We start from the raw sequence: 24,762 nt of genomic DNA, 5'->3' as shown, positions 1-24,762 counted from the left end.
GTCGGCAGGCCCCTCGGCCGTTCTCGGATCCGCGCCCCGCTTCCCGTTCAGCCCGTCGCGTCCGCCAGGGCCAGTTCGTGCAGGCGTTCCGGTGGCCCCGGGCGGGCGTAGTACCAGCCCTGGGCGGTGTCGCAGCCCAGGACACGCAGTTGCTCGGCCTGGGCGCCGGTCTCCACGCCCTCCACGGTGACCGCGAGGTCCAGGCTGTGGGCGAGCGCGACGATGCCCTCGACGATCTTCAGGTCGACGGGGTCGGCCGGGAACCGCTGCATGCCCTGAGTGAAGGAACGGTCCAGCTTGAGCACGCTCACCGGCAGCCGGCGCAGGTTGGCCAGGTTCGAGTAGCCGGTGCCGAAGTCGTCCAGGGCGATGTCTATGCCCATCTCGGCCAGCCGGCGCAGCGGCTTGAGCAGGTCGTCGTCGGCGCCGATGAGCGCCGACTCGGTGACCTCCAGGCACAGCGCGTCCGGCTGCACGCCCGCGCGCTCCAGGATGTCGACGGTGTCCTGGACGAGCCCGGGGTGGGTGAGCTGGCACGGCGAGAGGTTGACGTTGATACGCAGCGGGCCCTCGGCGCCGTGCGTCTCCCGCCACCGGCGCGCCTGGCGCACCGACTGCTCCATGACCCAGCGGCCCAGCGGGACGATCAGCCCGGTGTGCTCGGCGAGCGGGATGAACCGGTCGGGGCCGAGGACGCCGTGCTGCGGATGCAGCCAGCGCACCAGCGCCTCGGCGCCGCGCACGCTGCCGTCGCCGAGGTGCACCAGCGGCTGGTACTCGATGAAGAACTCGCCCCGGTCCAGCGCGGCCGGCAGCGCCGTGGTCAGTCCGTGCCGGGTGATGGCGCGGGCGTCGGCCTCCGGGTCGGCGAGCTCGAAGCGGTTGCCGCCGGCCGACTTGGCCCGGTACATGGTGATGTCCGCGCTGCGCAGCACCTCGGCCGCGCTGCGCTCGCCCGCCGGTCCCTCGACGATGCCGATGCTGCCGCGTACGGCCAGTTCCCGGCCGTCGATACGGATCGGGGCGACCAGCGCGTTCATGATCCGGGCGGCGAGCTCGTCGACCTCGTGCCGGGTGCCGGGGCCGGTGGTCAGCGCGACGAACTCGTCACCGCCGAGCCGGGCGACCATCTCGCCGGGCGCGGTCGCGCACGCCTGGAGCCGGTCGGCGACCTCGACGAGCAGCCGGTCGCCGGCCGCGTGGCCGAGGCTGTCGTTGATGGTCTTGAAGCCGTCCAGGTCGAGGTAGCACAGGCCGAAGCGCTGGCCCTCGCCCGCGTTCAGCGCCTTCTCCAGGCGTTCGAAGAACAGCGTGCGGTTGGGCAGGCCGGTGAGCGCGTCGTGCGTGGCCTCGTACCGCAGTCTCAGGTTGAGCAGCCGCCGCTCGGTGGTGTCCTCCATGAGGGCGAGCTGGTACTGCGGGTAGCCGTCGGCGTCGCGGAGCAGGGAGACGGTCAGATTGGTCCACAGAACCGTTCCGTCCGGCCGGTAGAAGGCCTTCTCCACGTGGTAGTGCTCGCGCTCGCCGCGCACCAGTTCCTCGTACAGCCGCCACATCTGCGGGGCGTCGTCGGCGTGGGTCCACTCGCGTACGTTGCGGCCGCGCACGGTCTGCTCGGAGCCGCCGAACATGCGCAGCAGCGCGCTGTTGACCTGGAGGACGTGGCCCTCCAGGTCGGCGATGGCGATGCCTATCGCCGCGCCTTCGAACACGGCGCGGAAGCGGGCCTCGCTGGCGTGCAGGGCCTGGGCGACCACACCCTGGGCGCGCAGCGCCGCCTGGGCTATCGCCTCCTGCTCGGCCAGCGTGCGTTCGCGCAGCGCCCGCGCGAACCCGGCCGCCATCGAGTGCTGCAACCGCGCGGAGCGGGCCCGCAGATCCTCCTGGTCGCCGTCCTCGCCGCAGTACAGCACGAGGTAGGCGTCGAGGCAGTCCAGGGAGCGGCTGAGGGCCTCGGGTGCGGTGCAGTGCGCGTCGACCAAGGCCGCGCCGACCGCCTCGCCCTCCTCCGCGGCGAAGGCCCGGTCCCGTAGCGCCGTACTCAACCGGCGGGCGAGTGGCAGGAGTTGCTCCTCGAACTCCGGGCGGGTCAGCGACGTCGAGGTCACCGGGAAGACGGCCCGGCTCCAGATCGTCGTCAGCCGGCGCAGTCTGCCTTCCGGCCCGTCCGGTTCCGCGCTCACGCCGTACGCCCCACGCCCGCGAATCCGGAGTAGGCGTACGGGTTTTCGTCCTCCAGCGCCGTACGCGGCCGCCAGTTCGGCATCGGCACCAGCCCGGGTTCCACCATGTCGTACCCCTTGAAGAACCGCGCGATCTCCTCGCGCGAACGCATGATCAGCGGGTTGCGAATGTCCTTGTACACGTCCACCAGGGACCGGCTCCGCTTCGCGGGGAGCGGGATTCCCTCGTACGCGGCATGGGTGAGGACCAGCAGGCTGCCCGGCGCGAGCGCGTCGCGCAGCTCGGCCACCGCACCGTAGGGGTCGTCCGCGTCTTCCACGAAGTGCAGTATGGCAACGAGAAGCAGCGCGACTGGCTGATTCAGGTCGATCAGCCGCCCCAACTCGGGGCTCGCGAGGATTTCCCCGGGCTTGCGCAGGTCGGCCGCGACCACGTCGGCGTCCTCGTTGCCCGCCAGAACGGCCTTGCTGTGGCTGACGGCCACCGGGTCGTGGTCGACGTACACCACCCGCGCGCCGGGGCGGGCGGCCTGGGCGACCTCGTGGACGTTGCCGAAGGTGGGGATGCCCGACCCGATGTCCAGGAACTGGGTGACGCCCTCCTCCAGGGCGAAGTCCACGGCCCGGCGCATGAACGCCCGGTTGGCCTGCATGATCTTGGGCAGCCCCGGCATGAACTCCATGGCCCTGCGGGCCGCTTCCCGGTCGACCTCGAAGTTGTGCGAACCGCCCAAGTAGAAGTCGTAGATGCGAGCGACGCTCGGCACCGAGATGTCGATGCTTCGCGGAGCCCAGGCGGGACGCTCCATCCATCTCTCCACTGCGTAGGCGATCCGGTGTTCGAGCTGAGGCTACTGATCGCCCGCCGAACGGGCGAGCCGAAACGGAAATTGACCATCCGTTCCCGGTCACCACCTGCGCTCCCGGCCCGCTCCTCGCACCCGCATCGCGGTGAATTGCCACGATCCGAGCACACGCCGGACCGCCCCCTCCGTGCGCTACGGAGGGGGCGGTCCGGCGTGGGGGAGGAAGGTGGTCCCTACTGCGGCGCGCCGATCGCCTTTCCGTCGGGGGAGACGGCGAACCATGTGCCGCCGACGCCCTGGCCGTTGACGTCGCCGGGCGCCTCGTCCCCGGAGAAGGTGTAGATGGGCCAGCAGTTGATGGTCATCTGCTTGACGCCGTCGGGCCGGGTGAAGGGCATCATGCCCTTCTTCAGCACGCCCTTGGTGTCGCTGACGGCGACGGGCGCCACGGCCGGCCACTTCTCCAGGCAGGAACCGGTGCAGGCGGAGACCGACTTCGGCCACGCCTGGTCCTTCGAGAAGCGGTAGACCGTCATGCCGTTCTTGTCGACGACGACGTCGCCCAGTTCGGTCTTCTTCACGGACAGGCCCGGCAGGTTCACCAACGAGGCCTTCTTGCCGTCGGGCGCCAGCGCGAACCACTTGCCGTTCACGCCCTGGCCGCTGGTCTCACCGGCCTTGGTGTCCTTCGCGTAGCGGTAGGCGGGCCACCCGGCGATGGTCAGCTGCTTGGTGCCGTCGGCGCGGGTGACCTCGCCGAGCAGGGCCTTGTCGACACCGGCGCCGGCCGTGGCGTCGTCGGCGGGAACCGGCGGCCAGGCCGTGGCGCAGTCGGCGTCGCAGGTGGACTTGGGGGGCTTGGCCGTGTCCGCGTCGAAGCGGTACAGGGTCATCCCGGCGCTGTCGGTGACCACCTTGCCCAGCTCCGCGTTGGTGGAGACCGCGAGTTCCCCGGCGGCCTTGGCGGCACCCTGCTGGCCGTCGGCGCCGTAACCGTTGCCGAGGGCGCTGTCGGCACCGGTGCCGACGCTCGTCCCGGCGCTGCCGAATCCGCCGGCCGCGGCGGTCGCGCCCACGTTCTGGCTGCCCGCCGAAGGGGCGCTTTCCTGACCGCACGCCGTCGTCAGCGCCAGCACGGCCGCGGCCGCCGCCACGAGTGAGGCGCTCCGCCAGGAGGTGTTCATCGTCAACTCCTCATAATAAAAAGGGTGTTGCAGCGCCCTGCTGCGCCGCCGCACGACACTGGGTACGCACGGCACCGGTGGTTGTGTTCAACCGCGGCGAAGATTTCTTTCCGGAATCCGTGACACGTTTCGCGCCACCCCGTACGCGCGTACCCATCGGCGGCGCCGCACCGGCCCGCCGATCAAACCCTCCGACCTGCCACATCCCACCTTCGGGGCAATCCGCGCCCACCGCGGCGTGCCATGGTCCACGACAGCTCATGATCTTGCTCGTGCAACGACCCGAACCGACGCGATCCGCCCTGGTGCTGCGGGTGTTGGCGCCGGCACTGCTGGCGTGGACGTGTGTGGGCGGGGCCGCCCCGGCGGCGGCCGACGCCTGCGCGTACGCCTCCACGGGCCCGGACGGCACAGAGGCGGTGGCGGTGGCCGGCAGCGGCCCCTGGCCCTCTTTTCCGCCCGTTCCGCCGCCGTGCCCGCGGCCGACGCCACCGCCCAGCCCGAGCCCCACTCCGACGCCGACACCCGAACCCACACCGACGCCCACCCCGCCTCCGCCGCCCAAGCCGGCACCGCCACCGAAGCCGAGGCCCACCCCCACCCCCACACCTACACCCACACCCCCGCCGCCCCCGGTCGCCCCGCAGCCCCGGGCCACTCCCCCACCGCCCGCACCGCCACCGCCACCCGCGCCGCCGGCCCCGAAGCCGGACCCCAGGCCCCGTCCGCGCCCGTCCGTGGCCCCGGTTACCTACCCGCGCCACCACACCCAGCCGCACCGGCCGACACCCCGGCGCAGCCCCTCACCCCTCACCTACGTCCTGCTCATCGCGGTACCCGCACTGGCCGCCGTGGCCGCGCTCCGCCCGCGCTGACCCCTGGAGGAACCCGTTGTCGGAATGGCTTGTTCTCGTTCTCGCGATGCTGGCCGCATGTGCGGTGGTCGTGGTCATCACCCTCCTGCGGCACCGCACGAAGGCCGTGGACGACGATCCCACCGAGACCCCGGACGTCATCGAGTACATGACCATGTGGATCGGCGTGGTCTACGCCATCGTGCTGGGGCTGGCCATCGCCGGTGTCTGGGAGGCGCGCGTCGCCGCCCAGGACCACGTGCAGGCGGAGGCCCAGGCGCTGCACGAGGTCTCCGAGCGCGTCCGCGTCTATCCGCCCGACGTCCGCGACCGCATCCGCGCCGATGTCGACGCCTACGCCGGACACGTCGTGACCACCGAGTGGAAGACCATGGCCGACCACGGCCATGTCACCAAGCGGGGCGACGAGCTGCTCGGCCGCGTCCGCGCCGACGTCACCGACTACCAGCCCAAGTCGGACTTCGAGGCGCAGGCCTACCAGCCGCTGGTGGACCAGGTGGCCGCCGCCGCCCAGGCACGCACCGCACGCGCCGGCTCCATGGGGGCGACGATGCCGGGCGTGGTGTGGTTCGGTCTGATCGCGGGGGGCGTCGTCACCATCGGCATGGTGTTCGCGCTCCAGATCCGGCGCACGAAACGGGAGCTGATCCTCGCGGGGCTGTTCTCCGCGCTGATCGCCTTCCTCCTCTTCCTGATCTGGGACTTCGACGCCCCCTACAGCCGCGGGGTCTCGGCCACCGCCGGGCCGTTCCTGGACTTGTTCCCCCATCTGACACACTGACGGCCCCGTGTGAATCCCCTGTGCGGCCCAACCGTTGCCCCGTTCGCCCGGGTGCAATCGCGCCGGAGTGCACACCTCCCTAGCGTTTTGGTCAGCGAGGCGCATACCCGGCACAAGCGGAAAAGGTCCGCTGCTGCTCCTCGGGGACCGGGAGGACCCACCATGCGCGTAATAGGTGTCGTATCGGCCGCACTGCTGGGCGTCGGCGCCCTCACCTTCTGCGCGCCGGCCGCCGTCGCCAGCGGCGGTGACGGCCGCTCCTACGGCAACGGGGGCGGCGACAGCCGTTCCTACGGAGGCGGAGGCGGCGGCGGAGGAGGCGGTAACGAGGACCGCTTCGGGGGCGGGGGCGGCGGGGGCGGCAACTCCTACGGCAGCGGGGGCGGCGGCGAGCGCGGCAACTCCTACGGCGGCAACGGCCGCTCCGGTTACGGCGGTGACGACGAGGGCAGCTTCGGCGGTCGCGGAGGCGGCGGTTCGGAGCACTTCCGGCACGGCGTCCGCGCGGGCGTGGGCGGGACCGTCGCCGGCTTCGACCTCAAGCAGATCGGCCTGGGTACCGCGCTCATCGGCGGCTCGGTCGGCACGGCTTACTGCCTCTCCCGCCGGCGCACGGGCGAGGAGGGCACCGCCTGACCGCGTCCTCCTCGGGACAGGCCTTCGCCCCAGACCTTCCAGGTCCGGGGCGAAGGCCTTTCGGCGTACGCGGACCAGGGGCGAAAGCCCCGCCGACAGGAAGGGCGAGGGCTCCGCCGACAGGAGGAGATCCGGCCCCGCACACGGGAGCGGGGCCGGATCCGGCGTACGGAGCCGTCAGGAGCGCTTGTCGGACCGGCGCCGCATCCAGAGCACGCCGCCGCCGACGGCGCCCGCCGCCATCAGCCCGCCGCCGATGGCCATGTCGGCCGGGGTGGCTCCGGTGATGGTGCCGCCGCCCACTCCGCCGCGGACACCGCCGACCACGGTGAAGGCCTCGGGCCGGGTCAGCCGTCGGCCGTTGCAGTCGACCGTGATGTCGTACGTCCCGGGACGGGCGTCGTCGCGGATCGTCACGACACCCCTCGCGCGCTCGCCGGCGCCGTCGAACGGCCGCAGCGTCGACTGGGAGAACACGGTCGACGACATGGTCCCGCCGTTGCGGCAGCCGTCGATCGTGACCACCAGCTGACCGCCGCGGGCGATCACACCGGGCGAGGGCACGATGCTCTGGACGCCGCCCGGGCCACGGCCGGGCGCGCCGCCGAGACCGGCACCCGGACCGACCCCGGAACCGCCACCCGTTCCGACGCCGGGCGCCGCCCCCTCACCTCCCTTGTCGACCAAGCCCCCGAGACCGCCGACACCCGCCCCCTCGCCTCCCTTGTCAACCAAGCCCCCCAGGCCACCGGGGCCGACGAGGCCGAAGTCCCCGCCGAGGTTCCCGCCGAAGTTCCCGCCGAAGCCGCCAACGCCGGGGCCACCACCGGGGAACTCGCCGAACCTGCCCCTATCCCTGTCCCTATCCCTGTCCCTGTCCCTGTCCCTGTCCCTGTCCCTGTCCCTGTCCCTGTCCCTGTCCCTGTCCCTGCCCCTGTCCCCCCGGCCGCCACCACGGAACTCACCGAACCCGCGGAACTCACCGAACCGGTCCCCCGGGCGACCGCGGAACTCACCGAAGCCACGGAACTCACCGAACCGTTCCCCCCGGCCACCGCGGAACTCACCGAAGCCACGGAACTCACCGAAGCCGCCGCCCCCTCCAATGCCGGGCCCGAAACCGGGCCCGAAACCGGGGCCGAACCCGAACCCCGGCCCCACTCCCGGCCCGAACCCCGGCCCCACTCCCGGCCCGAACCCCGGCCCCACTCCCGGCCCCACTCCCGGCCCGAATCCCGGCCCCACTCCCGTCCCGAATCCGGGACTCACTCCTAGACCTCCACCGGGGGCAACCCCCGTGCCCCCACCCACGCCGCCGTCCCGTGTGATGCCGAGGACTTCGGCGCCCTTCGCCACGGCCCCAGGGGAGGCGAGCCCGACCGCGGCGACCGCCGCGGCCAGCACCACCAAGGAGACCGAGGGGGCCGTGCGGGCCATAAGGGTACGAGTAGTACGCATGTGATCCTCCGCGGAAGGCGCCCCGGGGACCCGTACCCGGTCGATCGGTGAGAAAGCACCTCCCGCCACCGACCCTCGGACGCACTCCACGCGGGCGCATTTCGGGGCTGGTCCGTCTCGGTGAGCAAATGCACCAGGACCTTCACCCCATTGAATATCGACGCAGGTCACGGACCGTCAGAAATGACCCTTCCGGATCGCCTCGGATGGCGCACGGCAAAACGACGCCGCCACCCGTTCGCGTGCGTCCCGTCGCCGGTTGCGCGCGCCGGACTTAGCGTTTCTCGCATGCGCGATTGACGCGGCGACGGCCGCGTCGAGAGGGGATGCCGAATGCCTGCGAGAGAGCTGACCGGATTCGTCGAGGAGGAGCGGGAGGCACCGAGGAAGCGGGCACCGTGGGGCGTGATAGCGCTCGCCCTGCTGACCGGACTCGCCCTGATCCGCAACGGCTCCGGGGAGTTCGACGTCGGCCCGCCCCAGCCCGCGACGGCGGCGGCACCGGACCTCAGGCACACGCCACACCCCTCGGGCGGGGTCCTGCAGCCTCTGTCGCGCTCGGTGCCGGACCGGATCAAAATCCCCGTCCTCCAGATCAACGCGCCCATCACACCGGTCGGTGTGGACGCCGACGGCTGGGTCGCCGCGCCGCCGCCCGCGGACCCGAATCTGGCCGGCTGGTTCAACGGCGCGGTCACGCCCGGGGAAAAGGGCACTTCGGTCGTCGTCGGCCATGTGGACAACGCTGCGGGACCCGCCGTGTTCTACGGACTCGGCGCCATGCAGAAGGGAAACCGCGTCGAAATCAACCGCCAGGACGGGAAGACGGCCGTATTCGAGGTGTACGGCGTCGAGGTGTTCGCGAAGAACGATTTCCCCGGAGACCGTGTGTACGGCTCGAAGGGCACGCCGGAACTGCGGGTCATCACCTGCGGCGGCGGCTACACGAAACAGAACGGATATCAGGGGAACGTCGTCGTGTTCGCCCGCCTGGTCGAGGTCCGCTAATAGGACCCCGGCCGGGCGGGCGCCGGACCGTGCGCGCGGCCCGGCTCAGGTGTACTGCCGGCGCGGCACGGTGAAGTGGTGGCCGTCGTCGAGGAGCTTGGGGAGGTAGTCGCGCAGCGCGCGGACGGTCTGCGAGCGGTCGCCCCCGGCATCGTGGGAGAGCACCACGACCCCGGGGGCGGCGCCGTGCTCGATCCGGCGCACGATGGCGCCGGTGCCGGGGGTGGTCCAGTCGAGGCTGTCGACGCTCCAGGCCAGCGGTTCCATGCCCAGCTCAGCGTTGATCTTGAAAACGTCGCGGTTCCAGGCACCGTAGGGGGCACGGAACCACAACGGCCGCTCGCCGTAGGCCTTTTCGATGATGTCGCTGGTGCGCTCGATCTCGTGGCGGATGCCGCGGCGGCCGAGCTGGGTGAGCAGAGGGTGGCTCCAGGTGTGGTTGCCGACGACGTGTCCCTCGTCGGCCATCCGGGCCAGCAGGTCCCGGTTCCAGTCGGCCATCTCCCCGCAGACCATGAACGTCGCCCGGACGTCGTACTTGGCCAGGGTGTCCAGGACGTGCGGGGTGAACTCGGGGTGGGGTCCGTCGTCGAACGACAGCATGATGGTGTCGCCGCGGCCGGAGAAACGCAGGATCGGCGTGGTCCGCACCCTGGCGGGCAGCGGCGCGGCCCGCTGCGGGACATCACCGGCCAGGGGCGTCAGACGGTAGGCGGAGGGCTTGAGGACGCTGCGCGCCTCGGGGCCCGCTGCGGGGGCGGGCGGTACCGGAGTGTCGGAGGAACCGGAGAGCAGCAGACCGGCCGTGCCGGCCGCTCCCGCCGCTCCGAGAGCGACGGCCCCGGCGAACAACGCCCGGCGCCGCGTGAGCAACTGATCCTTCTGCATGACTCATCAGTGTCCGGACCTTCCGCCTCTCCACCGGCACGGCGCCACGAAAGCACCCGCCCGGCCCAGCGCCCGGCGGCAGTTGTGCGCGGGTGCCTCAGCGGCGGCGTACGAGCGGGAACGGCAGCGTCTCACGGATCGTCAGGCCGGTGAGGAACATGATCAGCCGGTCGACGCCGAGGCCGAGGCCGCCGGTGGGCGGCATGGCGTACTCGAGGGCGTCGAGGAAGTCCTCGTCCAGTTCCATCGCCTCGGGGTCTCCCCCGGCGGCGAGCAGGGACTGGGCGGTCAGCCGGCGGCGCTGTTCGACGGGGTCGGTGAGCTCGGAGTAGGCGGTGCCCAGTTCGGTGCCGAAGGCCACGAGGTCCCAGCGTTCGGCGAGCCGCGGGTCGGTGCGGTGCTGCCGGGTGAGCGGGGAGACCTCGGTCGGGAAGTCCTTGTAGAAGACGGGCGGCCCGGTCCGCTCCTCCACCAGCCGCTCGTACATCTCCAGGACGATCTCGCCGGGGGTGTCGTCCGCGGTGTACGGCACGCCGGCGCGGTCGCAGTGCCGGCGCAGTGCCTCCGGGCCGGTGCCGGGGCCGATCTCCTCCCCGAGCGCCTCGGAGATCGCGCCGTGCACGGTCTTGACCGGCCAGGGCCCGGAGATGTCGTACCCGATGCCGTCCTGGTGGGCGACCGGTCGGCCGAAGGCGGCGGTGGCCGCGCCCTGGATCAGCTCGCGGGCGAGGTCGAGCATGACGTCGTAGTCGGCGTAGGCCTGGTAGGCCTCCAGCATCGTGAACTCGGGGTTGTGCTTGTGGGAGACGCCCTCGTTGCGGAAGGTGCGGCCCATCTCGAAGACCTTCTCCAGACCGCCGACGCACAGGCGCTTCAGGTACAGCTCGGGTGCGATGCGCAGGTACATGTCGAGGTCGTAGGCGTTGATGTGGGTGGTGAACGGTCGGGCGTTGGCGCCGCCGTGGATCTGCTGGAGCATCGGCGTCTCTACCTCGAGGAAGCCGCGGTCCAGCAGCCCCTGGCGCAGGGCCTGTACGGCGGTGGAGCGGATGCGGACGACCTCGCGGGCCTCGGGGCTGGTGACCAGGTCGAGGTAGCGCAGGCGCACCTTGGTCTCGGGGTCGGCCAGGCCCCGGCGTTTGTCGGGCAGCGGGCGCAGGCACTTGCCGAGCAGCCGCCAGGAGGTGACGAAGACGGTCGGCTCGCCCGTGTCGCTCCGTCCCGCCCGGCCGGTGGCGGTGATGTGGTCGCCGATGTCGGTGTCGGCGGTGAAGCGCTTCAGCGCGGCAGGCCCGGTCCGGTCGCGGGTGAGGGCGAGTTGGTGGTCGCCGGACCAGTCGCGCAGCACGACGAAGACGATGCCGCCCAAGTCCCGGACGAGCAGGATCCGGCCGGCCACGGTGAGCTGCTCCCCTTCGCGGACCTCGGCGAGGGCGCGGGTGCGGGCCTTCGCCCCCACCGGGTAGGGGTCGGTGCCGGCCGCGCGCAGCCGGTCGAGCCTGGCGTGCCGGACGCGGACCTGTTCGGGCAGGCCGGCGAGGGGACCGCCGGTTTCGGCCCGGGCCTCCTCGTCGCGTCCGAGCGCCGTCAGCGGGGGCAGGCCCTCGGTGGTGGCCGGGCGCGGTCCGGTGGCCGGGTGGGCCGGATGGCCCTTGCCCCAGAGCTTGCGCAGCGAGGGTACGGCGACGAATCCCTCGGCGATGCCGGAGGCCAGGCCGATACGGGCGAGGGAGGCGGTCTCGCCGTAGCAGATGAAACGCGGGTACCACTCGGGGTGGTACTTGGCGTTGGACCGGTACAGGGCCTCCAGTTGCCACCAGCGGGAGAAGAACAGCAGCAGGCCGCGCCACAGCCGCAGCACGGGTCCGGCTCCGATGCGGGCGCCCTCCTCGATCACCGAGCGGAACACCGCGAAGTTCAGCGAGATGCGGCGTACGCCGAGCTTCGGGGCGGCGGCGCAGAGTTCGGCGACCATGTACTCCATGACGCCGTTGGGTGCGGCGCGGTCCCGGCGCATCAGGTCCAGGGATGCACCGTCGCGGCCCCAGGGCACGAAGGACAGCAGGGCGAGCAGCCGGCCCTCCGTGTCGAGGGCCTCGACCAGGAGGCAGTCGCCGTCGGCCGGGTCGCCCAGGCGGTCCAGCGCCATCGAGAAGCCGCGCTCGGTCTCGGTGTCGCGCCAGGCGTCGGCCTTGTCGACGATCTCCTCCATCTCGGCGTCGGAGAGGGTGGCGTGCCGGCGGACGCGGCAGGTGGCGCCGGTGCGGCGGACGCGGCGCACCGCCTGCCGGGTCACGCGCATGTCCCGGCCGTCGAGGTCGAAGCCGGCGACGTGCACGATCGCCTCGTCGCCGAGTTGGAGGGCGCCGAGTCCGGCACGGGCGTAGGCCCGGGCGCCCTCCTCGGAGGCGCCCATGACGGCGGGCGCCCAGGCGTAGCGGCGGGCCGCGTCCAGCCAGCCGGCGATGGCGTGCGGCCAGGCCTCGCGGTCGCCGACGGGGTCGCCGCTGGCCAGGCACACGCCGGCCTCGACGCGGTAGGTGACGGCGGCCTTGCCGCTGGGCGAGAAGACGACGGCCTTGTCGCGGCGGGTGGCGAAGTAGCCGAGGGAGTCGTCCTCGCCGTAGGCCTTGAGCAGGGCGCGGATGCGGGGTTCCTCGTCGCCGTGCAGGGCCGCCTCCAGGCGCTGCGAACGGAACAGTGTGGCGGCGGCGTTGAGCAGGGCGAGCGCTCCGAACAGGCCGAGCAGGAAGGTCACCGGGCGCGGCGGGCGGCCGTCGAAGTCGCGGGCGGAGACCAGTCCGCCCATGACCCGGTTGGCGGACCACGCCAGGTGCAGGCCGGGGGGCAGGGTGCCGGGGAAGAGCGCGACCAGGCCCCAGCCGGCCAGGACGGCCACAGCGAGTCCGGCGACCAGCACGGCCAGCGCCCGCCACCAGGAGCCGCGGCGGGAGGCGGCGTAGAACTCGCCTCTGGCCGTGATCAGCAGCACCAGTGCCAGACCGCAGAGCACGAGGGACGGCGCGGACTCGGCGTAGTCGCCGGCCGCGAGGCCGAGTACGTCGCCGAGGATCACCAGGCCCAGGTAGCCGACGACCAGCCACCAGGCGACCTTCTTGCGGGCGGCGGTCGCGCCGGCCAGCAGGACGAGGAAGACGGCGTAGGCGAGGTTGACGCTGACCGGGACGAGGAGCAGGTCCAGGACGCGGACGACGGGGTGGAGCAGGACCCGCAGCGGGGCGATGAGGTCCAGCAGCGCGCACAGCAGGGCCAGAGCGCCGAAGAAGGCGGCGAAGCCTTGCGGCACCCTGCTGAGGAGTCCGTTCCTCCGCGGCGGCGGGGCGGGGTCGGTGGCGCCCCGGGAGGGGGCGGCACCGGTGGCGGCGGTCATGGCTCTGGTGTGGTGGCGCTCATGGTTCCGACTGTAGGAACTGGGCGCGCGGGGCGCCCGTCGAGAGGTGACCCGCACGGCGTTGGGAACCGGGGATTCCGATAGCCTCGCACATGTGACGGAACAGCACGAGCAGCACGAGCGGCACGCTCACCGGTTCGAGCGGGGCACGGACGGGCCGAAGGTCATCGTCGCCGGCGTGGACGGCTCCGACTCCTCGATGCGGGCCGCCGCGTACGCCGCCGGTCTCGCCCGCCGGCAGGGCGCGCTGCTGGCCCTCGTGTACGTGCAGCCGGTGATGACGGCGGGGGCGGCGCTCGGGGCGCCGGTGGCGGAGACGACCGACGAGATCGCCGAGGACCTCGTGCAGTACATCCGGGAGTCCACGGAGCGGCTGAAGGGCATATTCGAGATCCGCTGGGAGTTCCACACCTTCCCCGGCGACCCGTACAACGGTCTGGTGAAGGCCGCCGACGAGCTGCGGGCGGACGCGGTGGTGGTGGGCGCCTCCGAACAGGCCGGCCACCGGATCATCGGCTCGGTCGCGATCCGCCTGGTGAAGGCGGGACGCTGGCCGGTGACGGTGGTTCCGTAGGGCCCGTTCCCGGCGTTCGGACTGCGCGGCGGGCGGCCGGGGGCCGCCGCCCGGACCGTGCGCGGTGTCTTCCGTACCCGGCGGTGCTGGGCCATCATGATCCGCCGTCAGCCGTTTGCCGTCTGTGAAGAGGTGAGACGCATGGCCGGGCTCCGGATGGGTGAGGGCATTCTCCGCCGCAAACCCATCGAACACATCGAGGAGACGGAAGCCGCCGAGGGACCACGGCTGGAAAGAACCCTCGGATTGTGGCAGCTGACCGCGATCGGCGTGGGCGGCATCATCGGGGCGGGCATCTTCACCCTCGCAGGCACGGTGGCCAACGGTACGGCGGGTCCCGCGGTGCTGGTGTCCTTCCTCGTCGCCGGTGTCGCCAGCGCGGCGGCGGCCCTGTCGTACGCCGAGTTCGCGGGCCTGATCCCGAAGGCGGGCTCGGCCTACACCTACGGCTACGCGGTGCTCGGCGAGTTCGCCGGCTGGTTCATCGGCTGGGACCTGCTCCTGGAGTACACGGCGATCGTGGCGGTGGTCGCGATCGGCATCTCCGGTTACTTCAGCTTCCTGGTCCAGGACATGGGCGCGCATCTGCCCGCCTGGATGCTGGGCGCGCCCGGCACCGGCGCCGGGCACAAGGTCGACCTGTTCGCGGCGATCCTGTGTCTGCTGATCGCCTGGCTGCTGAACCTCGGCATCCGCAGCGCGGCCCGCTTCGAGACGATCGTGGTGGGGCTGAAGGTGCTGGTCGTGCTGGTGGTGATCGTGGTCGGCGTCTTCCACGTCAACACCGCCAACTACCACCCGTTCTTCCCCTACGGGGTCGGCGGGGCGTTCACCGGTGCGGCGACGGTGTTCTTCGCGGTCTTCGGCTACGACGCCATGTCGACGGCGGCCGAGGAGTCCAAGGACGCGCAGCGGCACATGCCGAAGGCGATCATCTACTCGCTGGCGATCGCGATGGTGCTGTACGTGGCGGCCTGTCTGGTGCTGACCGGCATGCAGAACTACAAGGACATCAACAAGGAGAGCGGCTTCTCCACCGCGTTCAAGTCGGTGGGGCTGAGCCGGCTGGCGGACGTGATCGCGGTGGGCGCGATCATCGGCATCCTCACCGTGATGTTCACGTTCATGCTGGGCGTGACCCGGGTGTGGTTCGCCATGTCCCGGGACGGGCTGCTGCCCAAGTGGTTCGCGAAGACGCACCCCACGCGGCACGTGCCGACGCGGGTGACGTGGATCGTCGGGGTGGCGTCGGCCGTCATCGCGGGGTTCCTGCCGATCGCGGAGGCGGCCGAACTGACCAACATCGGCATCCTGCTGGCGTTCGTGGTGGTGTGCACGGCGGTGATCGTGCTGCGCTACCGGCAGCCGGACCTGCCGCGCGGCTTCCGTACGCCGTGGATGCCGTTCGTGCCGGCGCTGGGTGTGGTCTTCTCGCTCTGGCTGATCACGTTCCTGAAGTGGGAGACCTGGGTGCGGTTCGCCGTGTGGTTCCTGATCGGGTGCGTGGTCTACTTCGGGTACTCGTACAAGCGCTCGGAGCTGGCCCGGCGTCAGGGCCTGCCGGAGGACCTGCCGGGCCGGGGGCCGTGACGGCGTTCAGCGGGCCGGGAGGGCGCGGACGAAGTCGGCGACGATCTCGTTGAACTCCTCCGGCTTCTCCAGGTTCGGGTAGTGGGCGGTGCCCTCGATCGTCACGGAGCGGCCGTCGGGGACCGTGCGGGCGAGGCGTTCGGCCTCGGCGATGAGGTCGGGTGTCTCGAGGGCGCCGTTGACGGTGAGCACGGGGACGCCGATCTTCGGCACGCGGTCCCAGGTGCCGGTCAGGGGCACGTGCCAGTTCGTCTCGTCGGCGGTGTGCTTGGACAGGGTGTGCAGGGCCATGTCGCGCAGCCGGCGCAGGATGTCCTGGTCCATGTCGTCCGGGGTGCGGTGCGGGCCGGGCGCGAAGCGCAGGAAGGACGCGAGCCAGCCCTCGATGTCGCCGGCGCCCAGGGCGCGGGCCGACTCGGCCTGCGTCTGCCGCGCCCACGAGTCGGTGTACTGGAACTCGCTGGTGGTGGCGCCGCAGGCCACGACCCCGCGGACCAGTTCCGGGTACTCCAGCACGGTGTCGGTGGCGATGGCGCCGCCCATCGAGACGCCGACGAGCACCGCCGGGCCGGCGTCGAGGTGGCGCAGCAGCACGGCGAGGTCGTCGGCCCAGCGGAACGGCCCGGTCGCGTTGGCGGAGAAGCCGTGGCCGCGTACGTCCGGGGCGATGACCCGGAACTCGGCGGCGAGGGCCGTGATCTGGGCGTCGAGGACGCGGTGGTCGACCCAGCCGGAGTGCAGCAGGACCACGGGGTCCCCGCTGCCGGTGTCGAGGTAGGCGAGGTCGCCGTCGGAGGAAGGGAGGAAACGCAGATTCGCAGCAGCAGTCATGACAACCAGGGTGTCATTTCATGGACGGGTTTGGCAACCAAGGTGTCATGATGGTGCGATGAGTGACATCGACAGCGACATCGACGACGATCCCGAGGCCCCCCTCCCACCGGACGAACTCGGCCGCCGCCTCACCGAGGTGTTCGACCTGGTGGGCCCGCTGTACCGGCGGGTGCAGCGCAAGGTCGAGCAGGGCGAGGCCGTCGAGGGGCTGTCCGTCGGCGTACGGGCCGTGCTCGACCTGCTGCACAAGCACGGCCCGATGACCGTTCCGCAGATGGGGCGCGCGCAGGCGATCAGCCGCCAGTTCGTTCAGCGCATGGTGAACGACGCGGCGGCCCGCGGCCTGGTGCGCAGCGTCCCGAACCCTGCGCACCAGCGCTCGTCGCTGATCCGGCTCACGGACGCGGGCCGGGCGGCGATCACCGCGGTGCTGGCCCGTGAGCACCTGCTGCTGCGCAGGGTCGGGGGCGATCTGACGGAGTCCGAGGTACGGGCCTGCCTGCGCGTGCTCGGGGAGATGCTCGACCTCTTCGAGCACGTGGACGTCGACTGACCGGCCTCACTCCCCCATGACGAGCCCGTCCTTCGCCGCGCCCCGGCTGAGCACCGCGGTGCGGATCCGGTCACGCACGCCCCGGAGGTCGGCGCCCTGGGCGATGACCCTGCTCAGGTTCAGCACCCGGCCGGCGTCGAGGTCGAACACCTCGGGGACGAACTCGGCCCGGGCCACCTCCCAGCGCCCGCCGGGCCGGGCGGGCGGGGAGAAGGTGAAACGGGCGAGGGTGCTCTGGTTGGCGCGCGGGTTCCGCGCGCCGCTGTCGTCGGTCGTGGCGCCGGTGATCTGGTCACCGAGGCCGTAGACCACCCAGGTGCCGTTGACCTTCTCGTAGGCCTGCGGGACATGGGCGTGGCTGCCGAGGATCAGGTCGACGTCGGGCCGGCCGCCGGAACGCGAGGCGGTCAGCTTCCGGGCGAGGGTCACTTGCTGCGCGTCGGGCGCGTCCTGCCATGCCTGGCCCCAGTTCAGGGACACGACGACGACCTCGGCACCCGCCTGGCGGGCGGCCCTGGCGTCCTCGATGATCCGCTTCTCGTCGATCACGCGCACGGCCCACGGCTGATCGGGAGGAAGGTCCTCGTTCGTCCCGTAGGTGTAGGCGAGGTGGGCGACCACGGCCCGCCCGGCCTGGAGGAGCGTGCCGCGTGACTCACTCTCGGCACGCGCCGTACCGGCGTGCCGCAGCCCGGCTTGGTCGAGGGCGTCCAGGGTGCGCCGGACGCCGTCGGCGCCGTCGTCCAGGGCGTGGTCGGAGGCGGTGGCGCAGCTGTCGTAGCCCGCCGCGGCGAGGGACGGCGCCAGCTCGGGCGGGGAGTTGTAGCGCGGGGCGCCGGCGTAGGACGCGTTCGCGCCGAAGACGGTGCCCAGGTGACACAGCGCCAGATCGGCACGGGAGACGATGTCCTTGACGCCGTCGAGCATCGGGCGGAAGTCGTGGCCCGAGCCGCCCGCGTCGAAGGCGGCCCGCTCCAGCACCGGGGTCTCGGGCAGGATGCCGCCGGAGGCGACGAGCGTGAACGCGCGGGGCGCGGTCGCGGAGTCCGGGGCCGGGGCGGCTCGGCCGGGCGGAGGGTGCTGCTCTTCCCTTTGGTGGGCCTGGCAGGCGGCGGCCGCGGTGAGGAGGGCCGTCACGACCAGGGACACCTGCTGTCTGCGTGCGATCATCAGTTCACCCCAGGGCGGTCGTATGGACAGACAAATGAGTACGAATCTGACGGCTTTCGCAAACGGTATCGGGGCTTCGTTAGCCCGTTCGTGTGTGACAAGGGGCCTGACGGACCGTTCGTCGTACCGTTCGCCGACGCGATCGACCGTCCGTCGCACAGCGGTGTGCGCGCCCTGTCCCCGTGCGGCCCCCTGCGATGCCATACGGCCATGACGGCCGGAACCACCCTCCCGCACGGGACGACGACCGCCGAGCACGAGCTCGCCGCACTGCAACGCGAGCACGGCCGACCGCTCTTCGCACTGCTGCTGCGCCTGTGCGACGGTGACCGCCAGCGCGCCGAGGACCTGCTCCAGGAGACGCTCGTACGCGCCTGGCAGCACCCCGAGGCGCTGCGCGCCGACGCCTTCGACTCGGTGCGGCCGTGGCTGCTGACCGTGGCGCGCCGGCTCGCCATCGACGCGCGCCGCGCCCGGCAGGCCCGCCCGCGCGAGGTCGGGGACGCGGAGCTGGAGAACGCGCGGGTCATCGCCGACCACGCCGAGCGGTCCGCCGCGACGCTCGACGTCCGGGAGGCTGTGAAGACACTCACTCCCGAGCACCGTGAAGTCCTGGTGCTGGTGTACTTCCGGGGGGCCAGTGTGGCGGAGGCCGCCCGGACCCTGGGGATCCCACCCGGTACCGTGAAGTCCCGCGCGTACTACGCGCTGCGCGCCCTGCGCAGGATGCTTCCGGGATACGCGGCCGACCTGCGGTGAAACCGACTGCCGAGTCAAACCTCCGTAAAGCGCCTTGCCGTGGACCGCCGTTGAGTAATCGGCTGTCCTCATCCGTTTTCCGACAGGGGGCGGGACCCCGGGACCCGGGGTCGGGTGAGGAGCGCGTACCGGAGGAAGGCAGGAAGGGATGCTGCACAGAGGTCACGAGAGCACGGACGGCCAGGGCGGCGGCGAACTGGCCGTCCCCATGGCCTGGTTGTACGCCGAGTACATCGCCGACGAACTGCTGCGTACCGGCGACCTGATGCCGCCGACGTCGTTCGAGTTCCGCGCCGGGCGGGACGCGCTGGCGCTCACCATCTTCCTCTCCGACACCGGCGGCGAGCTGTCCCGTGTCCGGGTGGTCTCCCAGCTGGAGACCTGGCTGTCGCTGACCGCGTACGACCAGCCGTGGCAGGACTGGGTGTGCCAGCGGATGGCCTGCCTCGCGGCCGAGGCGGACGCCCGCGGGGTGCCCTCGCCGGACCTGGCGCTGGCCGAGGCGGCCTGGCGCTGGCTGGAGGAGACCGAACTGCTCGCGCCCGATCTGGACGCGGTGCCGGGCGGCGCGGGCGTGGTCGGCGAGGACGAAGGACCCAAGGTGTGGACGCCCGCCTGGCGGCTCGGACTGCCCCTCGGGCATCTGGCCATCCACCTCTTCTAGATCTTTTCTTCTAGATCTTTCTTGGAATCCGACCAATCCGCGAGGCCGGCCGCTCCGAACGTCTTGATTACGATTCGGAACGCGGCTGAGTGATTCCAGTGCCGGGTGCGTACGGGTGGGAGCAAGGAGTAACCCCACTCGCACTCACAGGCACGAGGATTCGGCATGAGGTCCCTGGAACGGCATCGCGACGTCGGCGCGTACGCGCTCGGCATGCTGGACGAGGCGGACGCCTTCCGCTTCGAGGACCACCTCATGGAGTGCGCTCGCTGCGCGGCGCACGTCACCGAGTTCGGACCCACGGCACGGCAGCTGATGCTGTACCGCCGGGCCACGCCGAGCTTCGTGCACCCCATGACCCGGCCCGGCCCCGCCCTGCTGGACCGGCTGCTCGGCGAGGTGGCACGGCGGCGCCGGGCCGGACGCCGGCGCGTCCTCTACGGGCTGGCCGCCTCGGTGGTGCTCGCCGTGGGCGGACCCGCGGTCGCCGCCGTCGCCGGGCACCACGACGGGCCCGCCCGGTACTCGGCGACCGACGCGACCACGGGCGTGTGGGCCGAGGTCAGGGCCGCCGACCGGAACTGGGGCAGCGATGTGGAGGTGCGGGTCAAGGACGGCGCGGGCCCCTATTCCTGCCGGCTCGTCGTGGTCGGCCGGGACGGCTCGGAGCAGATCGTGACCACCTGGAACGTCGCCCCGCACGACGCGCGGCCCAGCACGGTCGCGGGCGGCACGACGATGCATCCGGGCCAGATCGACCGCTTCGAGGTGCGCACCGCGGACGGGCGGCCCCTGGTGACCCTCGACGCGCGCTGAGCCGTCACTTGAGCAGCCGGGACAGGCGCCGGTCGGCCAGCGGCTTCCCGCCCGTCTGGCAGGTCGGGCAGTACTGGAGCGAGGAGTCGCTGAAGGACACCTCGCGGATGGTGTCCCCGCACACCGGGCAGGGTTCGCCGGTCCGGCCGTGCACGCGCAGGCCGCCCTTCTTCTCCGCCTTCAGCCGTCCAGCCGCGAGGCCCCTGGAGCGCGCGACCGCCTCCGTCAGGGTGGTGCGCAAAGCCTCGTACAGGGTTCGTGTCTCCCGCGGCGTCAGGGAGGCGGCCAGCTTGAACGGGGACATCTTCGCCGCGTGCAGGATCTCGTCGCTGTAGGCGTTGCCGACACCCGCGATCAGGCCCTGGTCGCGCAGGGCGCCCTTGATCTGCCGCCGCTCCCCCGCGAGCAGCCGGGCGAACCGCTCCTCGTCGAAGTCGTCGGCCAGCGGATCGGGTCCGAGGCGGGCCACTCCGGGCACCTCCTGCGGATCCCGTACGACGTGGACCGCGAGCCGCTTCTGGGTGCCGGCCTCGGTGAGGTCGAACCCCGCGCCGTTCTCCAGGGCGACGCGCAGGGCGAGCGGGCCCTTGCCGGGGCGGGGCGCGCCGTCGGGCAGCCGGTCCTTCCACTGGAGCCAGCCCCCGCGGGCCAGGTGGGTGACGAGGTGGGGGCCGCCGTCCGTGCTCAGGTCCAGGAACTTGCCGTGCCGGTGCACCGCGGTGACCTCGTGGCCTTCGAGGGCGGTGACCGGGGGGTCGTACGTCTTCAGCACGCTGATCGCGACGGGCAGTACGCGCACGATCTCGTGGCCGACCAGATGGTCGGTCAGGAAGTCCTTGAGCGCTTCGACCTCGGGCAGTTCCGGCATAGGTCCAGAGTGCCACCGGAGGCCCGGGACGCCATGCGGTGCGCCGGACGCCTGGGCTCTCGGCTCCCGGTTCTCGGCTCTCAGCTCTGGTCAGGGACCGCGAACTCGCACCACACGCACTTGCCGCCGCCGCGCGCCTCCACGCCCCACACGTCGGTGAGCCGGTCCACGAGCAGCAGTCCCCGGCCGGAGACGCCGTCCTCTCCCGGTTCGCGGCGGCGCGGCAGGGCGCTGGAGGAGTCCTCGACCTCGATCCGCAGCCGCCGGGCCGGGCCGCTGAGGACCCGAAGGGTGACGATCGCGGCGCCCTCGGTGTGCATCAGGGCGTTGGTGATCAGCTCGTCGGCCACGAGTTCGATCTCGTACGAGTCCTCCCCGGCGCCCCAGTCCCGCACCGCCGTGCGGATCATGTGCCGGGCCCGGGTCAGGGCCTCGGGGTCGCCGGGGGCCACGTACTGCTGGAGCCGGCCGACGGGCTGCCGCTCGGCCGGCACCCGGCGGCGCAGCACCAGCAGGGCCACGTCGTCGTCGCCGCCTCGCGCCTCGGCCATCGCGATCAGCCGGTCGGCGAGGTCCCGTACGTCGCCGGGTCCGGCGGCGACGGACCGCGCCAGGGCCCGTATGCCGTCGTCGAGGTCGGCGCCGGGCTGTTCGACCAGGCCGTCGGTGCACAGCACCAGGGACTGCCCGGGATCGAGCTCCATGGTGCCGACCGGGTACTCCAGGCTGCCGAACTCGGCGGACAGGCCGAGCGGCAGCCCCCCGTCGACGGCGACCCGGTGGCAGCTTCCGTCGTTGTGCCGGACCAGCGGGTCGATGTGCCCGGCCCGCACCAGCTGGACCACGCCGGTGGACAGGTCGGCCTCCGCGTACAGACAGGTGGCGAAGCGGTCCGTGTCGAGTTCGTGCAGGAAGACCGAGGCGCGGGCCATCACGGTGGCCGGAGCGTGGCCCTCGGCGGCGTAGGCGCGCAGCACGATGCGGAGCTGGCCCATGACGGCGGCGGCGTGCGTGTCGTGGCCCTGGACGTCGCCGATGACGGCGCCGACCCGGCCGCCGGGCAACGGGATCAGGTCGTACCAGTCGCCGCCGATGTCCCGGCCCAGGGAGCCGCCCGCGTAGCCGGAGCGGTAGCGGACGGCGACGTCGGCGCCGGGCACGCTGGGGATGGTGCGCGGCAGCATGGCCTGTTGCAGGCCCTGGGCGAGGTCCTTCTCCTGCTCGTAGAGCATGGCCCGCTGGAGGCTCTGCGCGATGCTGCTGCCGAGGGCGATCAGGACGTTGCGCTCCTCCGAGGTGAAGCCCCGCCGGTCGCTGTAGAGCAGGCCCATGCCGCCGATCGGGCGGGCCTGGGCTATCAGCGGCAGATAGGCGGCCGAGGTGATGTCCAGTCCCGTGATGTGCGGCCACAGGATGGGGTAGCGCTCGGCGAAGTCCTCCGGGGACTCGATGAAGCGGGGGCTGAGGGTGCGCACGGCCTCGCTCATCGGGTACGGCTCGTCGATCCGGGTGACGCGAGTGCCGGGCACGGAGGAGCCCTCGGGGCCTTCGGCGACGAGGCGGATGCGGCCGGCCTCGACCAGGCCGAGGACCAGGCTCTTGGAGCCGAGGAGGGCCAGCCCGTGGGAGTCCTTGACGACGTCGATGACGTCCTGCACGGTGCGCGCGTGGGCGAGGGCGGCGGTGGCGGTCTCCACGACGTTGGTCTGCTTGCGCCGGGCCGCGGCCTGGGCGGCCCGCTCCCGGCGGGCGGCGATGTCGTTGAGCTCCTCGGAGGCGTCCCGGATGATCCCGATGATCCTGCGCGGCCGGCTCGTCTGGTCGCGGCGGATGCAGCCCTGGATGTGGGCCCAGCGCAGACCGCCGTCGCGGCGGCGGAGACGGACGTAGGTGCCGTAGTTCTCGCGGCCCTCCTTCATCGCCTGGGCCACCAGCGAATCCAGGCGCTCGCGCTCGGACCGCAGCAGCCGCTCGCCCAGGGTGTCCGGCCGGCCGTCGTTCTCCTCAGGGGTGATGTCGAAGATTCGGTGGGCCTGGGCGTCCAAGTGCACGAGCCCGGCGTCCAGGTCCCAGTCGAAGGTGCCCATGCCGTTGAGCGCCAGAATGGGTTCCGGGTGGGCGGGCCAGTCCTCCGGGAGTGACAGGGCAGGCGCTCCCTGATCAGCCATGGGGACACCTTGCCAGGGATTGACTGATTCTTCGAGCCGGGGGTGGGGTAGCCGGGGCCCGTGACTTTCCCGGAGGACGCGAGGAGAGGAGCGCTCGACCGTGGGTTGGTTCACCGCACCCGAGTACTGGCTGAGCCGGCTGGTCTTCCAGCGGGCGCTGGCCGCGGTGTATCTCGTCGCGTTCCTGACGGCGGCCCTCCAGTTCCGCGCGCTGCTCGGCGAGCGGGGCATGCTGCCGATCCCCCGTTTCCTCGAGCGGGTGCCGTTCACCCGGGCGCCGAGCCTGTTCCACCTGCGCTACTCCGACCGGCTCTTCGCGGCGGTCGCCTGGGCCGGGTGCGCGGTGTCGGCGGCGCTGGTCGCGGGCGCGGACTCACTGGTGCCGCTGTGGGCGGGCATGCTGCTGTGGCTCGTCCCCTGGGCGCTGTATCTGTCGATCGTCAACGTCGGGCAGACCTGGTACGGCTTCGGATGGGAGTCACTGCTGCTGGAGACCGGGTTCCTCGCGGTCTTCCTCGGCAACGACGAGGTGGCCTCGCCCGTCGTCGTGCTGTTCCTGCTGCGCTGGATCCTCTTCCGCGTCGAGTTCGGCGCCGGGCTGATCAAGCTGCGCGGCGACGCCTGCTGGCGGAAGCTGACCTGTCTGCACTACCACCACGAGACGCAGCCGATGCCGGGCCCGCTGAGCTGGTTCTTCCACCATCTGCCAGGGCCGGTGCACAAGGCGGAGGTGGCCGCCAACCACGTCACGCAGCTGATCGTGCCGTTCCTGCTGTTCACTCCGCAGCCCATCGCCACGGCCGGCGCCACGCTGATGATCGTCACCCAGTTGTGGCTGGTGCTGTCCGGGAACTTCTCCTGGCTGAACTGGATCACGATCGTGCTGGCGCTGTCCGCGGTCCGCTTCCCGGGGAACACGCCGTCCGTGCCGGCCGCGCCGCTGTGGTACGAGGTCGTGGTTCTCGCCGTGGCCGCGCTGGTGGTGTTCCTCAGCTACCGCCCGGTGGTGAACATGGTCTCCCGCCGTCAGGTCATGAACCGCTCCTTCGACCCGCTGCACCTGGTCAACACCTACGGCGCCTTCGGCAGCGTCAGCCGCGTCCGCTACGAGGTGGTGGTGGAGGGCACGCTGGACGAGGTGCGGGACGAGGACCACGAGGAAGCGGACTGGCGGGAGTACGAGTTCCGGGGCAAGCCCGGTGATCCCCGGCACTGGCCGCGCCAGTTCGCGCCCTACCATCTGCGCCTGGACTGGATGATGTGGTTCGCCGCGCTGTCCCCGGCCTACGCGGGCGTCTGGTTCGGCGCGCTGGTGGAGCGTCTCCTGGAGAACGACCGCGACACCCTCCGGCTGCTGCGCCGCTCCCCCTTCCCGCCCGACGAGCCCCCGCGCTACGTCCGCGCCCGGCTCTTCCGCTACCACTACACGACGTGGCGGCAGCTGCGGGCGACCGGCGCCTGCTGGGACCGCGCCTATGTGCGGGACTTCCTGCCGCCGACCCGGCTGGCGGCAGGCACCCGGGAGCCGTGACCGG

21 protein-coding genes are annotated in these 24,762 nt (G+C 72.1%); 11 read left to right on the top strand and 10 right to left on the bottom strand.

Annotated elements, in window-relative coordinates; translation table 11 throughout:
* Window positions 1–47 precede the first annotated feature (47 nt).
* The 3 genes from ABZ818_RS23205 to ABZ818_RS23195 form a co-directional block, all read right to left on the bottom strand.
* Window positions 48–2,183, bottom strand: a complete 2,136-nt coding sequence (locus tag ABZ818_RS23205) for an EAL domain-containing protein (RefSeq protein ID WP_361417679.1) — start codon at window positions 2,181–2,183, stop codon at window positions 48–50.
* Complete coding sequence (locus tag ABZ818_RS23200; RefSeq protein WP_361417676.1) at window positions 2,180–2,992, bottom strand: SAM-dependent methyltransferase; 813 nt, start codon at window positions 2,990–2,992, stop codon at window positions 2,180–2,182. Before ABZ818_RS23200 ends, ABZ818_RS23205 begins: the two co-directional genes overlap by 4 nt.
* 230 nt (window positions 2,993–3,222) lie before the next feature.
* Entirely contained in the window at window positions 3,223–4,173 is a 951-nt protein-coding gene (locus ABZ818_RS23195; protein ID WP_361417673.1) for an SCO0930 family lipoprotein, read from the bottom strand.
* A 737-nt stretch (window positions 4,174–4,910) separates the two neighbouring features.
* On the opposite strand from ABZ818_RS23195, the gene ABZ818_RS23190 reads away from it, so the two are divergent.
* The 3 genes from ABZ818_RS23190 (at window position 4,911) to ABZ818_RS23180 (ending at window position 6,465) form a co-directional block, all read left to right on the top strand.
* On the top strand, window positions 4,911–5,048 hold the full coding sequence (locus ABZ818_RS23190; RefSeq protein ID WP_361417670.1) for a hypothetical protein: 138 nt from the start codon (window positions 4,911–4,913) through the stop codon (window positions 5,046–5,048).
* Between the two features lie 16 nt (window positions 5,049–5,064).
* A complete protein-coding gene (locus tag ABZ818_RS23185; protein WP_361417667.1) occupies window positions 5,065–5,829 on the top strand; it encodes a hypothetical protein in 765 nt (254 codons plus the stop codon).
* Window positions 5,830–5,991: 162 nt separating this feature from the next.
* Window positions 5,992–6,465 (top strand): hypothetical protein, encoded by a 474-nt coding sequence (locus ABZ818_RS23180; protein ID WP_361417664.1) that lies wholly within the window; start codon window positions 5,992–5,994, stop codon window positions 6,463–6,465.
* 177 nt (window positions 6,466–6,642) lie between these two features.
* On the opposite strand, the gene ABZ818_RS23175 is transcribed toward ABZ818_RS23180, so the two are convergent.
* Window positions 6,643–7,200: a hypothetical protein gene (locus ABZ818_RS23175; RefSeq protein WP_361417661.1), complete on the bottom strand. Its 558-nt coding sequence runs from the start codon at window positions 7,198–7,200 to the stop codon at window positions 6,643–6,645.
* A gap of 1,056 nt (window positions 7,201–8,256) precedes the next feature.
* Here ABZ818_RS23175 and ABZ818_RS23170 point away from each other — a divergent pair.
* Complete coding sequence (locus ABZ818_RS23170; RefSeq protein ID WP_361417658.1) at window positions 8,257–8,931, top strand: class F sortase; 675 nt, start codon at window positions 8,257–8,259, stop codon at window positions 8,929–8,931.
* Between the two features lie 45 nt (window positions 8,932–8,976).
* Here the strand turns inward: ABZ818_RS23170 and ABZ818_RS23165 are convergent, their stop codons facing one another.
* Complete coding sequence (locus ABZ818_RS23165) at window positions 8,977–9,819, bottom strand: polysaccharide deacetylase family protein (RefSeq protein WP_361417655.1); 843 nt, start codon at window positions 9,817–9,819, stop codon at window positions 8,977–8,979.
* 97 nt (window positions 9,820–9,916) lie between these two features.
* Entirely contained in the window at window positions 9,917–13,210 is a 3,294-nt protein-coding gene (lysX, locus tag ABZ818_RS23160; RefSeq protein ID WP_361417652.1) for a bifunctional lysylphosphatidylglycerol synthetase/lysine--tRNA ligase LysX, read from the bottom strand.
* A 115-nt stretch (window positions 13,211–13,325) separates the two neighbouring features.
* Here lysX and ABZ818_RS23155 point away from each other — a divergent pair, with 115 nt between their 5' ends.
* Both ABZ818_RS23155 and ABZ818_RS23150 read left to right on the top strand, forming a co-directional pair.
* On the top strand, window positions 13,326–13,805 hold the full coding sequence (locus ABZ818_RS23155; protein ID WP_361417649.1) for a universal stress protein: 480 nt from the start codon (window positions 13,326–13,328) through the stop codon (window positions 13,803–13,805).
* Window positions 13,806–13,946: 141 nt separating this feature from the next.
* Complete coding sequence (locus tag ABZ818_RS23150; RefSeq protein WP_361417647.1) at window positions 13,947–15,395, top strand: amino acid permease; 1,449 nt, start codon at window positions 13,947–13,949, stop codon at window positions 15,393–15,395.
* A 6-nt stretch (window positions 15,396–15,401) separates the two neighbouring features.
* Here ABZ818_RS23150 and ABZ818_RS23145 read toward each other — a convergent pair whose 3' ends face one another.
* Window positions 15,402–16,226 carry an alpha/beta hydrolase gene (locus ABZ818_RS23145; RefSeq protein WP_361417644.1) on the bottom strand — a complete coding sequence of 275 codons (825 nt, stop codon included), beginning with the start codon at window positions 16,224–16,226 and terminating at the stop codon, window positions 15,402–15,404.
* A 58-nt stretch (window positions 16,227–16,284) separates the two neighbouring features.
* Here ABZ818_RS23145 and ABZ818_RS23140 point away from each other — a divergent pair, with 58 nt between their 5' ends.
* Entirely contained in the window at window positions 16,285–16,782 is a 498-nt protein-coding gene (locus ABZ818_RS23140) for a MarR family transcriptional regulator (protein ID WP_361417641.1), read from the top strand.
* Window positions 16,783–16,788: 6 nt separating this feature from the next.
* Here the strand turns inward: ABZ818_RS23140 and ABZ818_RS23135 are convergent, their stop codons facing one another.
* Window positions 16,789–17,952, bottom strand: a complete 1,164-nt coding sequence (locus ABZ818_RS23135; protein ID WP_361417638.1) for a CapA family protein — start codon at window positions 17,950–17,952, stop codon at window positions 16,789–16,791.
* 210 nt (window positions 17,953–18,162) lie between these two features.
* Between ABZ818_RS23135 and ABZ818_RS23130 the strand changes: the two genes are divergently transcribed.
* The 3 genes from ABZ818_RS23130 to ABZ818_RS23120 all read left to right on the top strand — a co-directional run bounded on the left by ABZ818_RS23130 (window position 18,163) and on the right by ABZ818_RS23120 (window position 20,191).
* A complete protein-coding gene (locus ABZ818_RS23130; RefSeq protein WP_361417636.1) occupies window positions 18,163–18,711 on the top strand; it encodes a sigma-70 family RNA polymerase sigma factor in 549 nt (182 codons plus the stop codon).
* A 148-nt stretch (window positions 18,712–18,859) separates the two neighbouring features.
* Window positions 18,860–19,375 carry a hypothetical protein gene (locus ABZ818_RS23125; RefSeq protein ID WP_361417633.1) on the top strand — a complete coding sequence of 172 codons (516 nt, stop codon included), beginning with the start codon at window positions 18,860–18,862 and terminating at the stop codon, window positions 19,373–19,375.
* Window positions 19,376–19,540: 165 nt separating this feature from the next.
* On the top strand, window positions 19,541–20,191 hold the full coding sequence (locus ABZ818_RS23120; RefSeq protein ID WP_361417630.1) for a zf-HC2 domain-containing protein: 651 nt from the start codon (window positions 19,541–19,543) through the stop codon (window positions 20,189–20,191).
* 4 nt (window positions 20,192–20,195) lie between these two features.
* On the opposite strand, the gene ABZ818_RS23115 is transcribed toward ABZ818_RS23120, so the two are convergent.
* Both ABZ818_RS23115 and ABZ818_RS23110 read right to left on the bottom strand, forming a co-directional pair.
* Window positions 20,196–21,059, bottom strand: coding sequence for a DNA-formamidopyrimidine glycosylase family protein (locus tag ABZ818_RS23115; protein ID WP_361417627.1), 864 nt, complete (start codon window positions 21,057–21,059; stop codon window positions 20,196–20,198).
* Between the two features lie 80 nt (window positions 21,060–21,139).
* The gene (locus ABZ818_RS23110) at window positions 21,140–23,227 is read right to left on the bottom strand and encodes a SpoIIE family protein phosphatase (protein WP_361417625.1); all 2,088 of its coding nucleotides are present in this window, start codon (window positions 23,225–23,227) and stop codon (window positions 21,140–21,142) included.
* Window positions 23,228–23,327: 100 nt separating this feature from the next.
* Here ABZ818_RS23110 and ABZ818_RS23105 point away from each other — a divergent pair, with 100 nt between their 5' ends.
* Window positions 23,328–24,758, top strand: coding sequence for a lipase maturation factor family protein (locus ABZ818_RS23105; RefSeq protein ID WP_361417622.1), 1,431 nt, complete (start codon window positions 23,328–23,330; stop codon window positions 24,756–24,758).
* The last annotated feature ends 4 nt before the right edge of the window (window positions 24,759–24,762 follow it).

It is taken from the genome of Streptomyces sp. NPDC047453 (assembly GCF_040643155.1).
Classification (GTDB): Bacteria; Actinomycetota; Actinomycetes; order Streptomycetales; family Streptomycetaceae; genus Streptomyces.
This window is presented reverse-complemented; position numbering and strand designations above follow the sequence as displayed.

Bases quoted from the DNA above. Each gene is read 5' to 3' on its own strand.
- ABZ818_RS23200 (WP_361417676.1), bottom strand. From the start codon at position 2,992: ATGGAGCGTCCCGCCTGGGCTCCGCGAAGCATCGACATCTCGGTGCCG.
- ABZ818_RS23195 (WP_361417673.1), bottom strand. From the start codon at position 4,173: ATGAACACCTCCTGGCGGAGCGCCTCACTCGTGGCGGCGGCCGCGGCC.
- ABZ818_RS23180 (WP_361417664.1), top strand. From the start codon at position 5,992: ATGCGCGTAATAGGTGTCGTATCGGCCGCACTGCTGGGCGTCGGCGCC.
- ABZ818_RS23170 (WP_361417658.1), top strand. From the start codon at position 8,257: ATGCCTGCGAGAGAGCTGACCGGATTCGTCGAGGAGGAGCGGGAGGCA.
- ABZ818_RS23165 (WP_361417655.1), bottom strand. From the start codon at position 9,819: ATGCAGAAGGATCAGTTGCTCACGCGGCGCCGGGCGTTGTTCGCCGGG.
- lysX (WP_361417652.1), bottom strand. From the start codon at position 13,210: ATGACCGCCGCCACCGGTGCCGCCCCCTCCCGGGGCGCCACCGACCCC.
- ABZ818_RS23150 (WP_361417647.1), top strand. From the start codon at position 13,947: ATGGCCGGGCTCCGGATGGGTGAGGGCATTCTCCGCCGCAAACCCATC.
- ABZ818_RS23145 (WP_361417644.1), bottom strand. From the start codon at position 16,226: ATGACTGCTGCTGCGAATCTGCGTTTCCTCCCTTCCTCCGACGGCGAC.
- ABZ818_RS23140 (WP_361417641.1), top strand. From the start codon at position 16,285: ATGAGTGACATCGACAGCGACATCGACGACGATCCCGAGGCCCCCCTC.
- ABZ818_RS23135 (WP_361417638.1), bottom strand. From the start codon at position 17,952: ATGATCGCACGCAGACAGCAGGTGTCCCTGGTCGTGACGGCCCTCCTC.
- ABZ818_RS23130 (WP_361417636.1), top strand. From the start codon at position 18,163: ATGACGGCCGGAACCACCCTCCCGCACGGGACGACGACCGCCGAGCAC.
- ABZ818_RS23125 (WP_361417633.1), top strand. From the start codon at position 18,860: ATGCTGCACAGAGGTCACGAGAGCACGGACGGCCAGGGCGGCGGCGAA.
- ABZ818_RS23120 (WP_361417630.1), top strand. From the start codon at position 19,541: ATGAGGTCCCTGGAACGGCATCGCGACGTCGGCGCGTACGCGCTCGGC.
- ABZ818_RS23115 (WP_361417627.1), bottom strand. From the start codon at position 21,059: ATGCCGGAACTGCCCGAGGTCGAAGCGCTCAAGGACTTCCTGACCGAC.
- ABZ818_RS23110 (WP_361417625.1), bottom strand. From the start codon at position 23,227: ATGGCTGATCAGGGAGCGCCTGCCCTGTCACTCCCGGAGGACTGGCCC.